The sequence below is a fragment of the Bacillus sp. EKM501B genome, assembly GCF_011800505.1.
GTDB lineage: Bacteria > Bacillota > Bacilli > Bacillales > Bacillaceae_G > Bacillus_A > Bacillus_A cereus.
Map to the genome: position 1 here is coordinate 17,304 of NZ_JAALFZ010000025.1, position 14,304 is coordinate 31,607.

Consider the following 14,304-nt stretch of genomic DNA (forward strand, 5'->3'; position numbering starts at 1 on the left):
GTCTTTAAGTTCATCAGCTGAATTTTGTAGGAAGAATTCTTTTTTCATATCTTAATGCTCAATTAAAAAGACATTATATTTATTTGGGTGTTCTAGTGTAATTAAAGTTTGCGCGCTAACAAATTTTGTTTAGGGACAAAATGTTTTTTCTGAATTAACAGAAAAACATATGCGCAAAATTCCTATTAGCTATTTTGGTAGGTATCAAATATTGCTTTGGCCTTATTTTCTTGAGATTACCGTACGTTTATATGTTTCTAAGGGAAAGAAATACTTTCATTTTTATGACCATCTATTGTTTGATTAAGATGGTAACACGAAATAGAAGCGTTTACAACCAGAAAATAAAGAAAAAACATTAAAATTAGACTTTTTTCGACAATTATTTTCTGTTTATATTTCATTTTATTATAGGAAAAGGCGGGGGAAAGCGGACCTTTTCCTATAATATGTTTTGTTGGAATTAGAAATAACTAAAAAAGTAATATTATCTTAAAATTAAAATGAAATTCAATGATAAGGTTATAATTGAATTTTTAAACCTCATGTGTATTGAAAATATGGTCAAATCTTAATCCACGTTGCGTTTCTTCCTTTTGTAACTAGCTTAATATGGCCAAACACTTGCAAGGAATTTAAAGCCTTACTGATTGTACTTTCTGCAATGTCTGGATAAGTGTTACGAATACTTTCCTTAGTAAAAGGTTGTTTTTGTTTAAGTATAAAATCCTGAATTCTCTCAACTTTAGTATGTTTACATATAGAATCTAGAACTGTGTTATGTAGATCTTTGTAAGCCTCTAATATAATTGTTAAAAACGTTTTTAACCAAAAGCTATTATTATGTTCCTCGCAGTACCAATTCACTGAAGATTTATAAATCGAATTGTAATAATCAGATTCGTTTTTCTTAATATATTTATCCAAACATACATATTTTACAAATGTATGTCCACTCTTAATTAACAGCAATTGCATTAACATAAATGCCAGCCTGTTATTACCTTGATTGAAAGGGACTATGCAATAAAAATTTAATATAAAACGAGCTATTAATAAAAGTGAATGTAGCCCCTTACTAGTATTTAATGAGTTGTATTGATCACATAATTGCTCCATAAACTGTGGAATGAGTTCATGCGGAAGAATGCGGTAACTATTCAAGTGCATTCCATGCTCAGGAATACCTGGAATAATAAAAGGTTTTTCACGCCATTTGGCACTGTCAGAGGTAAGGTAATGTATTAGTTGAAAATGTAATTCCTGTATAGTTGCTGGATTAATTGATAAAGTACAGGAGTTTTTATGTACAAAAGAAAGTGTTTGATAATAACAAAAAATAGCATCTTCAGAAATATTTTGAGGTACTATATCATCTAAAATAAGTTCTTTTAATCTTTTATTAGGAACTTTTATATCCTCATAAATAGTTGTGAAATTTTTTATGTAATGTAGTGGTATAGTTTTTTCTAAACTATTAAATATGTCAGGGTTTTGTTCCTGATAAGCAGCTAATTTACCTTTGAATTCGCTAATTTCACTTATTAAATTGATTAACCTCCTTTTTAATTCAATATTTTTGTACTTATCATCAAAAAAGTCTCTCATTTTTGTTCCTCCTGTAACCCCTTAACACGTTGTTGCATATATCTTTCCATTCTAAAGGTATGCCACGACATCATTGTAAAATAAAGATATTTTAGGTCTGATTTTGAATATATATATCAGAATCTATATTTTTATTTAACAATTAAAATATGGAAATTATAAAGAAGAATCGTTAGGATTCAATTTTAATAGGCATAATCCTAACATCAAATGCAAAAATGTACAATAAAAAAATATAAAATATAAAACTATGGAATCTTTTGAAAGATTATCTAAAAGAGTTTTAAGAAATTGTAGGTATAGATGTGCTTTGGTTTAGGAGTAAATAATAAAGCGGTAATAGAGTTTTCATAGGTAATTAAAAAGTAGATAGACTATTAATTTGTGACAATTACGTGCCTAATCTATCATATGCTTTTATGAGAATTCTAAAATTAAATCCTAACGAGCTGAATTTTCTACATTTAGCATAAATATTAGGGAGGCGTGCTGATGAAATGTATCATTTTATATAGAAATATGTAACGTTTAACACTCGTATTGTAAAATATTTTGACATACGTTAATTTAAATATTAGGTACAGGAACATTTAATAAAAACTCAGTACTAAAGTACCCTTTAAACGTTTCACCCTAAGAACGTTTCTCAAGCACACTGAAGTTTACCCGTTGTTTCTGTGCCTTATTAGATAAAAATAATATAATAAATTTTTAGAATATGATAATGGAAAATGGGTTTTCAAATCTTTCTCCTTAAACATTAACAATCTCTTGATGATCTGTTTAAAGTAAGGAAATGCAGGGTAGACAATGGTATTAATAAAGAAAATACAGTTAAGCTAGATACCTTAAGTTATTTTATAAGTAATTAAGCGTTAGATTGAATTAGTAAGAATATTATATGTGTTTGCTAAATGGCTTGTTTTAATTGGTCTGTTACTATTAATTTATGAATTTTAACATTTAGAAGCTAGTCAACATATAGGTTATATTAGTTATGTGGGTTTTAACCTCAAGTGTATATGTTTAAGGATAAAGGACTTGTGAGTGGTATAAAAGAAGTGAAAGTCTGGAAGAAACGGATATAATCGGTTTCTTCCAGACTTTTTTTGCTTTTTTGTAATATAAAAAATTTATTTTTCCTACATGATTTAATTATCTGTTTTAATATTTGAATTTTTTTGTGAAATTAAACGAAGTGTTTATTCTTCTTTAAATACATAATGTTACAAAATAGCGTAATTGTATTTACTTTATTTTTAAATGAGATTAAAAATAATAATAAACGTACCAATGTATAAGAGGTATTAGTATATTTATTAGTAATTTGTTCGTTTATCTCTATATTGCTATTATATTAGCGATAACAATAATATATTGGGGGGACAAGAATGAATTTGAAATTAACATCTAAATTGGAAAGATTAAGAAAAAGTAAAAAAGGAATTGGTGCTTGTGTTTTAGCTGCAGGGGTAACGGCTATTACTATGATTCCTCAAAGTGCTTATGCACATGGATTTGTTGAAAAGCCAAGTAGCCGTGCTGCTTTATGTAGTCAGAATTATGGAGCACTGAATTTAAATTGTGGAAATATAATGTACGAACCTCAAAGCCTAGAAGCACCTAAAGGATTCCCAGATGGGGGACCGATTGATGGAAAAATCGCTTCGGCAGGAGGACTGTTTGGAGGAATTCTTGACCAACAAACATCAAATCGCTGGTTCAAAAACACGATTAAGGGTGGAGCAAATACCTTTACATGGAAATATACAGCTGCACATCCTACAAGTAATTGGCATTATTACATTACAAAAAAGGGATGGAATCCTAATAAACCATTAACACGTGCTGAATTAGAACCAATTGGAACTGTGAAACATGATGGTTCTGCCGCATCAAATAATTTAACACATACAATTAATGTACCAACTGATCGCAATGGTTATCATGTTATTTTAGCTGTATGGGATGTAGCAGATACGTCAAATGCGTTTTATAATGTTATTGATGTAAATCTAGTAAATAATGAAACTCCCGATACAGTAGCTCCAAGTCAACCAACTGAATTAAATGCGTCTAAAGTTACTGCCAATAGTGTTGCACTAACATGGAAGGCTTCTACGGATAATATAGGTGTAAAGGAATATCAAGTGTTACGCAATGGGGAAGCAATTGATACGGTACCAGGTACAACATTTATTGATAAAAAATTAAAAGCAGATACGGAATATACCTATACAATAAAGGCATTAGACTCTGCTGGGAACATATCAAAAGAAAGTGAAAAACTAAAGGTTAAGACAACACATGCAATCCCAGATATAGAGGCTCCAACTCAACCAAAAGGATTACATAGTATGGGTACAACAGCGACAACTGTTGACTTGATGTGGAGTCCGTCTGAAGATAATGTAGGCGTAGACCATTATATTGTATATAGAGAAAGCGCTGGGGTTATGAATAAAATTGGGACAGCGGCTAATACATCCTTTATGGATAAAGATTTGAAGGCTAATACATCGTATAAATATGTAGTGACGGCGGTTGATTTAGCTGGAAATGAATCTAGTAGAAGTGATATTTTGAATGTAACAACAAAATCAGAGGATTCCACATATGAAAAATGGGATGCAAGAAAAGCATATACTAAGGGTGATAGAGTAGTACATGAGGGAAAAGTGTATGAAGCGGTTCAAGATCATCAAGGAAATGGTGACTCAAATTGGATTTTTGCCTTATCGCTTTGGAAGCCAATTTTGAATAAATGATAAGGTGGAAAAGGTAGTTAACAATTTTGAATTTCTCTTTAAAAAGTAAGGGCCGTTCCAAACATGAATTATCTAATGGTTTAAATGGTATATAAATAAATTTAATCATCATCCTAATGTTAACGAATTAAAATCAAAAAAGAATCCGAATGGTATTCCATCAAAAAGGAATTCCATTTGGATTCTTTATTTTTTAATTTGTAATAGCATATATTTTCACTGTGAATTTGCTAGTGGCACCAATTGGACTTGCAATATAATATTTAGTATTTGTGTAAGCTTCAGTCCTAGATCCATGTAAAATGATTTTCCAACGAGTAGAATCTATTCCTAGGGGAACATCAATCATTACATTGAAAGAGATAGTAGAAGGATAATCCTTTTCTGAAGGCTCAATAACCCATTTCTTGGTGTGGATGGTTACTAGATTATAAAACAGAGACTTTAATAATTCTAGATGAGGAAAAGGTTAAAGTTGAGGAAGTCATTAGGGACTTTGAATCTATTGGGCTAGATAATATTGTTGCTTTTGCACCTTTAAAAGTAATAAAAAAATTTGATATATTAGAAGGCTACAAGGAAAAAACATCAATTGAATTATATCGGCATATAAAAGATAGAAGTGTTAAGGTTATCGATGTACGTAGTAAAAAAGAGTGGGGGGAAGGGCACCTTCATGATGCAATACATATTACATTAGGTAATCTATTTGAGAAGATAGATTCTGTACCGAAAGATTGTCCAATAGTTTTACAATGTCGAACTGGTTTGCGTTCCGCTATAGCAGCTAGCATCTTACAAAAAGCTGGTATAAAGGAAGTAGTTAATTTAAAAGGCGGATTTCTCGAGTGGAAAAAGTTTGGATTACCATACGAGAATTAATTTTTATCTAGTAATTCATTAAATTAGATATTTATCTTATTAATAAATTGCTTATGTTATTATAATTATAATAAATATTGGTTAATAAAACCAGTCTTGTAGTATATTGTATATCGTATTAATATTTATATATTCTTGTTAAATATTATAGGATTGGGTGATGATATTGATGAAAACAATTAAATCTATAACATGTATGTCAGTTTTATTATTCATTTTTACATTATTTTTACCAAAAAATTTAGCATTTGCAGAAGAGATGGATAAGGTTTGGGATCCAGAGAAAGGGACTATTTCTGGTTATATCTGGTTTGATGAAAATGAGGATGGTTGGATTGATCCTGAGGAACAAACAATCGCACCTGAAATAGGTGAAATAAAGTTATATTTAATTAATGAAAATGAAGAAATAGTTGAAGAAAAAATAGTGTCTAGATTACAAAATGGACAAGCTCATTACTATTTTGAGGTAGAAGAAGGAAAGTATAAAATACGAGCTGAGTTTACTGAAAAGGGAAAATATCAGCTTACTAGAGATGGAAGAGATTCATTTTTCAATTCTACAACAAACGAAACAAGGTATTATGAAATTATGAAGTCATACAATATAGATAGTATTCAGCTGGGGTATAAAAAGCTTCTTAAGTCTATTTAAAGTAAGGAAAAAAGCTACAGATGATAGTAAAAAGTTTGGATTTCAATTTTAAGTGGGGCATGCGCCTCTCTTTTTTTTATAACAGATTTGTTGATTATATTATGTGATGTGATGTTATATGAGAAAAGTGGAGGCGTTTATCGTTGATGATTTTTGAACGATTAGATCGTGAACAGAGCTTTAATGTTTTATTTTGTATCTTTACTGTAATGGAATTATGTACAACTACAGCACCAGAACATTGAGTTTTCTAGTTCTTTAAAATAGAGACTTGTACTTTATTGTATCATTAGATTAATCTCACAGAATGAGAAAATGTAATATGGCCCTATTTGAAGGATTTTTTTATTATTGGTAATTTCATGTACCGTATTTAAAAATAAATCCAATTAGGAAGAAGTGAAGCAGGATGAGCTTCCTAATTTATAGGGATTTTAATTTAAATCTTTCAAATGCAACAGTTACTTATCAAAACAAGTCTGTAGAATTAACTAAAAATGAAGTTAAAATACTCTCATGCTTAATAAACAATCGTGGAAATATTGTAAAAAGAGATTCATTCTTAGAAACTTTATGGAAATCTGATTATTTTGTGGATGATAGCACCTTAACTGTTAATATAAATAGATTAAGAAAAAAGCTTGAAGAGATAGGTATAGAAAATCTAATTGCAACAAGAAGAAGCTTAGGGTATATAATGCCATGAATATAGGTAGATAAAATGGTAGTAATACTATCTAATGTACTGGTATTTATTATACTAGCAGGTATATTGCTGACTGCAAATGTTCAGTTCATTATAATATTCTTTGTCTTTTGCATTTGGTTTTTTCCATTAATTTCATATATGGTTATAGAATTTATAAAATGTAAAAATTATTATAATGAGATTAATGGCATATTAGAAAACTTGGAGAAAAAATACCTACTACCAGAGGTCGTAAAGGAAGCAAACTTTATACACGGTGAAAAGCTTAACGCTATACTGAAAGAAATTAGAGAAGAATAGTAGTAGTTAAAACAAGATGTGCTTCTGAGGTTCAACTGAGATACGTATAAAACGGTTTGTAATCTGTATTATATTTCAATTTTACAGTTCAAATCGAGGAATTCTAAAACATAAAATACAAAAGTACCATATATTATATAAGGTACTTTTGTCAGAGTGTTGGGAACCCTAAAGGGTTTCCAAACACTCTGTAAAAATACACCTAGTTAATAGGTGTATTTTTTAGACTTGAAAACCACTTATGTAGTAGAGATTTCTCTCGGGTACAGTGTATCACATTAGAAAACATGCGTATACATCATATTTGTTACGTAAAATAGATTTCTTTTGGTATACGATTCATTTAAAATTTAATTTGATCCCCTTTTGGGAACTTAGATACCTTCGCCAGGTTCTGTATTAGAAGGAGCCCCGCCATGGTCCCCATCTGCTTCTAGTTTTGGAGCTGGATAATGTCCATGCGTATCTTGTATCGGAACAGGTGTTTCTCCACAGTTTAAAGCAGGAGCACCACCAGTATGACCATGAGATTCTAGCGAAGGAGCGATTAAATCTGCATGAGTCTCTTTTTTAGGAGCCATTCCTTCCCCATGTGTATTTGTAAAGGAAGGAGCCCAAGTATCTCCTTTGTTGTATGATGAAATAGGAGGTCTTCCGTGATCATAAGCAGGAGCCCATGAATCCCCATGCGACTCTAATTTCGGAGCAAAAGTTTCTCCATGTGCAGCTTTTACAACTCCGCCATCTCCAATGTTTACACCAAAAAGACCAAAAATAAAGACAGATAATCCTACAATCGTTAATCCAAGTTTTCCTTTCAAACTATACCTCTCCTTTTTGCTTTGTTTTTTCTATTTTGTCTAAACGTGGTAGATAAAATGAAACGAATCGTAAAAAATTACCAATTTTATACGGTGTATGACTAATTCTGTGTAAGATTTTGTAAAACCTTCTTAAAACTAGAGTTTTCTAAAAAATATTTTCGACAAAAATCAACGTTCGTAGGAAGTTGTTTTTTAGAAGTGCCGATTTATTTGAAAAAGGGAGAGTGATCCACTGAAGAATCCAAGTAATTACTTAATTGAACAAAAGTGTTAAGCAAAAAAGAGCATCTAACATAAGTTAAATACTCCTTGTTTTAAGACTATTTTCAGTTATATCTCTAATGGAATAGTTATCACTAAAATTAACAATAACAGAAAATTTTTGATGTTTATTGTTTATGACATGTCCATGCAGATAAATTTCATGTGTTCTATATTCTTCTGATGGTTTAATTGTTTCGATTACAATATCGAGATTTCTTTCTTTTTTGAAGTAACCGATAGTTATTAGTTCAGCAGTCTTTTTTACTTCTGGCCATTCCTCATTGTATTCTTTTGGAATGAAATGAGCTGACGCCAAAAGTATAAATACAATAGGGATGGTAATAAAAGCTATACTTATAATTCCATAGCGTAATAAGTTTCTTCCCATTAAGTGACACCTACCAATGATGTTGTATTAAATATGGTCAATAGTCTGTATAATAAACCAACATTAACCAATTTACTATCAATTAAGGTGACAATAGTATTACAAATTTGTAAGGTTTATCAGGTATAGAAACTAATGAAAAGGATATACAGTCGTTATTTTTCAGCATATCCTCTTCGGAATTTATTAAATACTTAGTTGAATGTCGTTATCTCTATATAGATATTTTATTTGAACAAAAAAATGACCCTTCAATTGAGTAAGAGTCCTAAAAGCAAAGAAAAAGTCCTAGAGGGGACTAGGACTTTTCTACTGAACGATACGATTTATAAAAAGAATATAATTAATATATTATAAGAATGTTTCATAAATGTATCAAAAAAGTGAACATTTTGTTATTCGAATCTAAGTTGAAAACCACATATTTAAGCATGTAGTTTAATAAGAAAAGAGGAACTTAAAATCTGATGAATCTCCACCAATATCGTTTAATTGTCCAATGTAAAGGTGAAAGAATATGAACGAAAAAGCCAATTTAGTAGGAAGTAAATTTAAAAAGTCCTGTATTTTGACAGGACTTTCAAAAAGGGAACAACAGTTAACAACTGAAGATACCTTTATATTACCATTAATGGTAATGTTATTCCATGTGTTATGTGTTGAGAAATAATCTCCTATGAGATGAAAAAAGTAACCAATGAAGTTAAGTGAAGAATTGATGTAAAAAGGACATTTGGACCCGTAAGTAATGGATATGAAACATATATTTATAGTCGAGAAAATGAACAGTTCATAAGCTAGAAAGTTTAGCTTGCATATAGCATATGTTGTAAGGACAGGGTGGGGATGAAGTATGGAACGACCGAACTGGGGCATCTAGGGGTTAGTATTCGTGGGCTACGTTTCTTGGCGCGGGAGTGGGATCTATGTTTGGGAGCGCCCAAGCTGGGTGGCTGATAGGGATGGGCGCTGGGTTTCTTGGTATGGCTTTGACGAGATGTATTGGGAAATAATATAACAGGTTCACTTTCTTCAATAAATAAAGCGATAGGCACATAAGAATGTACTTACATAGGATTTCAAAAAGAGACACCAAAGGGCGTCTCTGCATACTTACATTTCCACTTTAATTATTAAAATACCCTTTTAACATACCTTTAGAAAAACGATTTGGATATAAAGCAATAAGCATCCCGTAGGGGCTTCCTTTCCAATAGCGTTGTAAGGGTGTCCGTAATTTTTGTTTTATGAGCCATCGTTGATTAAATACGTTTAATAGCTGTTTTTCATCCAGTTTTTCTTTCTCTTCAATGGTCCATCTTAATGCTTCTAGTGCTTTACATTTGGACCAAAAGCCAACTGGTGTAACTTTAAATTCCCATTCTTTAAAGCGACCTGGATATAAGTCGTTTATCATTTTAAATGGACTATTTCCCCACATTAATTGACATGGAGACGCTAATCTGTGAGTCTTTAGCCATTTTATACTGTATACATCCAGTATTTGTTCGGGCGATAATTTTTCTTTTTCTTCAATAGTCCATTTCAATGCTTCTAATGCTTTTTCTTTTGTCCAGAAGTTATTGGGCGTCATGAGAAATTCCCATTCTTTAAAACGATTAGGGTACAAATCGTTAATCATTGCAAACGGACTACTATTCCAGTACATAGCCAGAGGGGCACTTAATTTGTTTTTCTCCAACCATTTTTTGCCGTATACGCGTAGGAGCTTTTCGTTCGATAAACCTTTTTTTTCTTCAATCATCCATCTCAAAATCTTTAATGCCTTTTCTTTCGTCCAAAAATTTAAAGGAGTCATACCAAACTCCCATTCTTTAAACTCACTTGGGTATAAATCATTTATTGCTTTAAAAGGGCTATTTTCGTATCTATGTTTAAGTAATCCTCGTAATTTATACTTTACAAGTAATTGAGTGTTCCATTTTTTTCTGATATCTTCCTTATCCCATTTTAAGATATTGTGTAATAAATATGTGATTACTCTGCGGGCGAGCTTATTATCCATATCTTCTTTCCAAGTATTCGGAGGGAATCGTTTCCGTTTTCCATCCAATATTTCTTGATAAATATCTTCTATGGTAATGACTTTCATTGACAATATGTAAATCCTCCTACATTTGTATTTATATTTATACAGTATTAACATTCGAATTATTATATCTATATTATATAATTTAAATGAAATCAACATTAAAAACAATATATAATTTAGTTTTTTCTAAAAAATCTAATCATTTAACGAATTAATATTTGTTTAAATTTTCTATTTTTTGTTATATACTTAATTAGAATCATTATATCTGTATATTAGGAGTGTTTTTTTATGGAGAAGCTTAACAAAAGCGATATTATTCGCAGCGTTCCGCAAAATGGTTTCTTTGGACATCCCAAAGGACTATTTACTTTATTCTTTACAGAATTTTGGGAGCGATTTTCTTACTACGGAATGAGAGCAATATTACTTTACTATATGTACTATTCCATTTCAAAAGGTGGCTTAGGGATGGATCATGCCACAGCTGCATCCATTATGGCTATCTATGGTTCGTTAGTTTACATGTCAGGCATTATTGGTGGGTGGATTGCTGACCGCCTATTAGGTTCAAGTAGAACAATATTTTGGGGTGGCGTTTTAATAATGATCGGTCATCTCATATTAGCTCTACCAGGAACGGTTAGTACACTATTTATCTCAATGGTATTTTTAGTACTTGGAACAGGGTTATTAAAACCGAATGTATCTAGTATTGTTGGTGATTTATATAGTGAAACAGATACTCGTCGTGATTCAGGTTTCAGTATTTTCTATATGGGTATTAATTTAGGAGCACTATTATCTCCGTTTGTGATTGGAACACTTGGTCAAAAGTATAACTTCCACTTAGGTTTTGGTGTGGCAGCAATTGGTATGCTATTTGGATTAATTATGTATGTTCTTACGAAAAAGAAAAATCTAGGATTAGCAGGAACGCAAGTACCAAATCCTTTAACAGACAAGGAAAGAAAAAAGGTCCTTATACAGTTTAGTATTGGTATTATCGCAATTGCACTAGTTTGTGTGTTAACAATTCCAACAGGTATTTTAACGATTGATCGATTTACTTTACTTGTAAGTATCTTAGGTATTCTAATTCCAACAGGCTACTTTGTCTTTATGTATCGTAGTCCAAAGACGACAGAAGTTGAAAAATCTCGCTTAATTGCTTACATACCACTATTTATCGCTGCTACAATGTTCTGGGCGATTCAAGAGCAGGGAGCAATCATTTTAGCTAGTTATGCTGATCAACGTACGCAGTTAAACTTTGCAGGATTGGAGGTTCAATCTTCATGGTTCCAATCATTAAACCCTATTTATATTGTTTTACTAGCACCAGTATTTGCTTGGCTTTGGGTAAAGCTGAATTCACGCCAACCAAGTACAGCAAATAAATTTGCTATCGGTTTATTATTTGCTGGTTTATCATTCTTAGTGATGATTATTCCTGCATATATCCATGGTACCGAATCCCTTGTTAGCCCAATTTGGTTAGTCATTAGTTTCCTTCTAGTCGTAATCGGGGAACTTTGTTTATCACCTGTAGGTTTATCTATTACTACAAAACTAGCTCCAGCAGCGTTCTCTGCTCAAACAATGAGTCTATGGTTTTTAACGAGTGCATCTGCACAAGCTATCAATGCGCAGCTTGTGCGATTATATAATCCTGAAACAGAGATTATTTATTTCGGTGTAATTGGCGGAGTATCCATTGTTTTAAGTGTTATTTTATATTTCATGGCTCCAAAGATTCAGGTACTTATGAAAGGGATTAAATAATAGAACTGTGCCAAAAACTTGTTACCATGCAGGTTTTTGTGCACAGTTTTTTAGTGCTTTATCGTATGTAAAACTAGCCCCTTTTAAACGAAGAACAACAAAGGCAAATTGATCAGAAGTAAGTCATTTATCGAAATGGATGATTAGGAGAAAGCATTTACGGTAACCCCAAGTCGAGAATATTCCGATGCTAATATAGTTTATACATCTAACCCTATTTAATAGGTTAGTTTTGAAAGATGGAACTCCCGCATTCGAAAATGATGTACATAAGTTTTCCGAATGGGCAGCTTATTTTTTGTTTTAGGGTTACTTCAATATCTAAGCTAAATGCCTATGGAGCAAAACTAAAAAAAGACGCCAAATGGCGCCCCCAACTTGGGTTAATGAGGTTTTAGTTTTCCAATCTAAAGAAATATTGTATCAGCTCACAAACAGAGTATATCATAACATCCAAGAGAAATAATATGCATTATTACATATCGAAATAAATTTTGTATTCTTGCACTGACGGACTAGGAATAGCAAGATATGAAGCAAATAAGCGCTGTAAAAATATCAATTCATAGAAGCGATTAATTTCTGATATAACATGTTTTAATATCACAAAAGCCATCACGAAATGATGATTGCATGATGGCTTTTGTTGTTTTCTTATTTCTTTGTCTCATTGACCCATGTAACGATGTCCTGGATGACATACGCAGGAACATTAGAAGGGACTTCGTATTCACTAGGGTGACTGAATTCCCCGTCGCCCTCCGTGAAGATGTGATTCAATTTCGGATATTCTTTGAACTGAACATTACTGCGGCTTGAAAGCCCTTCTTGCCATCTCGTAAAATCGTCTTTTACAGTTACTTGATAATCACGTGCGCCTTGCAGAATCAGTAATGGCTCTTTTCGTGATTTCGTTTCCTCAACTGGACGCCAACGAGTCACATCATACATGAAATGTGGAGAAGGATAATTATAACCAGCTGGTGGGTGATCTGGATCAAAAGTAGGATCCTTAATATAAGCGAATTGTTTTTTTAGTTCATCAATAAAATCCTTAGGTGCCCCGAGGTACTGATACTGATCAAGGAGCATGTCAGTAAAAGGACGTGCAGGAGGTGCCATTAAAATACTTCCTCTTACAAGTGATGAAGATGCTTTGCTTAGTATACGCGGCATGGTGCCAGCTCCTTGGCTATGTCCGAGAATGAAAATGTTACCTGGGTCAATACCTTCCTGCTGCGCTGCTGATTTCGCTGCATATATGGCATCATCTGTAGTATCTTGGTCTAATGTAGCAGGTTCTGCACTCATTTTAAAACCGTGTTCTAAGGAACGTTTCTCGTAACGTAACACTGCGATACCGCTTGATGAAAGACCGGCTGCAAGGTCTCTAAAGATTTTAGCTCCCATAATTGTACTGTCACGATCTTGCGGACCCGAACCGTGAACAAGAACAACAACAGGCACTTTTTCGCCAGGTTTATGTTTTGGAACCGTTAATGTGGCTGGTAACGGGTATGTAGTATTTCCAATTACGATTTCACGTTCTTGGTAGGAATCAGGTTGGTCATAACTAGGATGCGGGATGGTATAAGATTTCTGTTGCATCGTCCTTACGCCAACTTCATCAACTTTGCCGCCAGGCGTGAATTTAAGGAGTAGTGGAATAGTAGTTCCTTCGATAGCTCCTGGAATTTCAACCGTTTGATGGACTAAGTTTCGTTCTTTAATAACAGGTGTTCCCATGTTTGTAATCCTGCTCCCGCCACTTTGTGTCCACCAGTTTTGTAATATGTTTGCCGTAAACTTGGATTGAAAAGCAGCAGACGTCAACTGAAGTGCTTCTACATATTTACCTTGCTGGAGATAGTCAAAAAATAATGACGTACGCTCCGTTAAAGAGACTTGTTTCTTTTCTGCAGTTTGTGCCCCTTGTGTATCCGCATGAATGGTTGTTGTAAGCGGAAAAGAAGAAATACCTAAAGAAAAGAGTAGGGTAAAAGAAAGTGCTGATTTTTGTAACTTCTTTTTTTTCATCCTGTTTAACCTCCAAAATGTAATGGTATGA

General features: G+C 32.5%; 9 protein-coding genes and 4 pseudogenes. 7 read left to right on the forward strand and 6 right to left on the reverse strand.

Translation table 11 applies throughout. From position 1 onward, the window contains the following. Positions 1-564: 564 nt before the first annotated feature. Positions 565-1,608 (reverse strand): Fic family protein, encoded by a 1,044-nt coding sequence (locus tag HFD78_RS26100; protein WP_001204221.1) that lies wholly within the window; start codon positions 1,606-1,608, stop codon positions 565-567. Between the two features lie 1,391 nt (positions 1,609-2,999). On the opposite strand from HFD78_RS26100, the gene HFD78_RS26105 reads away from it, so the two are divergent. Next, complete coding sequence (locus HFD78_RS26105; RefSeq protein ID WP_001049841.1) at positions 3,000-4,376, forward strand: lytic polysaccharide monooxygenase; 1,377 nt, start codon at positions 3,000-3,002, stop codon at positions 4,374-4,376. 193 nt (positions 4,377-4,569) lie between these two features. Here HFD78_RS26105 and HFD78_RS26110 read toward each other — a convergent pair. Then, positions 4,570-4,782, reverse strand: a pseudogene (locus HFD78_RS26110) (phosphatidylinositol-specific phospholipase C); the annotation flags it as partial. Here HFD78_RS26110 and HFD78_RS26115 point away from each other — a divergent pair. From HFD78_RS26115 to HFD78_RS26130, 4 genes and pseudogenes are all read left to right on the forward strand, one after another. Then, a pseudogene (locus HFD78_RS26115) lies at positions 4,782-5,258 on the forward strand (rhodanese-like domain-containing protein); the annotation flags it as partial. The pseudogenes HFD78_RS26110 and HFD78_RS26115 overlap by 1 nt on opposite strands. Positions 5,259-5,427: 169 nt before the next feature. Next, the gene (locus HFD78_RS26120) at positions 5,428-5,913 is read left to right on the forward strand and encodes an SdrD B-like domain-containing protein (protein WP_000849082.1); all 486 of its coding nucleotides are present in this window, start codon (positions 5,428-5,430) and stop codon (positions 5,911-5,913) included. A gap of 418 nt (positions 5,914-6,331) precedes the next feature. Beyond that, positions 6,332-6,619, forward strand: a pseudogene (locus tag HFD78_RS26125) (winged helix-turn-helix domain-containing protein); the annotation flags it as partial. A 15-nt stretch (positions 6,620-6,634) separates the two neighbouring features. Further along, positions 6,635-6,919, forward strand: a pseudogene (locus HFD78_RS26130) (sensor histidine kinase); the annotation flags it as partial. A gap of 377 nt (positions 6,920-7,296) precedes the next feature. Here HFD78_RS26130 and HFD78_RS26135 read toward each other — a convergent pair. Beyond that, positions 7,297-7,743 (reverse strand): hypothetical protein, encoded by a 447-nt coding sequence (locus HFD78_RS26135; RefSeq protein ID WP_000676733.1) that lies wholly within the window; start codon positions 7,741-7,743, stop codon positions 7,297-7,299. A 301-nt stretch (positions 7,744-8,044) separates the two neighbouring features. Beyond that, complete coding sequence (locus HFD78_RS26140; protein ID WP_000533250.1) at positions 8,045-8,398, reverse strand: hypothetical protein; 354 nt, start codon at positions 8,396-8,398, stop codon at positions 8,045-8,047. Positions 8,399-8,915: 517 nt separating this feature from the next. On the opposite strand from HFD78_RS26140, the gene HFD78_RS26145 reads away from it, so the two are divergent. After that, on the forward strand, positions 8,916-9,068 hold the full coding sequence (locus tag HFD78_RS26145; protein WP_157405095.1) for a hypothetical protein: 153 nt from the start codon (positions 8,916-8,918) through the stop codon (positions 9,066-9,068). Between the two features lie 456 nt (positions 9,069-9,524). On the opposite strand, the gene HFD78_RS26150 is transcribed toward HFD78_RS26145, so the two are convergent. Next, a complete protein-coding gene (locus HFD78_RS26150; RefSeq protein ID WP_050428216.1) occupies positions 9,525-10,565 on the reverse strand; it encodes a DUF4046 domain-containing protein in 1,041 nt (346 codons plus the stop codon). A gap of 177 nt (positions 10,566-10,742) precedes the next feature. Here HFD78_RS26150 and HFD78_RS26155 point away from each other — a divergent pair, with 177 nt between their 5' ends. Then, positions 10,743-12,236: a peptide MFS transporter gene (locus HFD78_RS26155; RefSeq protein WP_000413411.1), complete on the forward strand. Its 1,494-nt coding sequence runs from the start codon at positions 10,743-10,745 to the stop codon at positions 12,234-12,236. 654 nt (positions 12,237-12,890) lie between these two features. On the opposite strand, the gene HFD78_RS26160 is transcribed toward HFD78_RS26155, so the two are convergent. Next, a complete protein-coding gene (locus HFD78_RS26160; RefSeq protein WP_000727499.1) occupies positions 12,891-14,273 on the reverse strand; it encodes an alpha/beta hydrolase family protein in 1,383 nt (460 codons plus the stop codon). Positions 14,274-14,304: the final 31 nt, after the last annotated feature.

Excerpts from the sequence above, each read along its gene's own strand:
- HFD78_RS26155 (WP_000413411.1), top strand. The coding sequence starts at position 10,743 with ATGGAGAAGCTTAACAAAAGCGATATTATTCGCAGCGTTCCGCAAAAT.
- HFD78_RS26105 (WP_001049841.1), top strand. The coding sequence starts at position 3,000 with ATGAATTTGAAATTAACATCTAAATTGGAAAGATTAAGAAAAAGTAAA.
- HFD78_RS26120 (WP_000849082.1), top strand. The coding sequence starts at position 5,428 with ATGAAAACAATTAAATCTATAACATGTATGTCAGTTTTATTATTCATT.
- HFD78_RS26140 (WP_000533250.1), bottom strand. The coding sequence starts at position 8,398 with ATGGGAAGAAACTTATTACGCTATGGAATTATAAGTATAGCTTTTATT.
- HFD78_RS26160 (WP_000727499.1), bottom strand. The coding sequence starts at position 14,273 with ATGAAAAAAAAGAAGTTACAAAAATCAGCACTTTCTTTTACCCTACTC.
- HFD78_RS26145 (WP_157405095.1), top strand. The coding sequence starts at position 8,916 with ATGAACGAAAAAGCCAATTTAGTAGGAAGTAAATTTAAAAAGTCCTGT.
- HFD78_RS26150 (WP_050428216.1), bottom strand. The coding sequence starts at position 10,565 with ATGTTAATACTGTATAAATATAAATACAAATGTAGGAGGATTTACATA.
- HFD78_RS26100 (WP_001204221.1), bottom strand. The coding sequence starts at position 1,608 with ATGAGAGACTTTTTTGATGATAAGTACAAAAATATTGAATTAAAAAGG.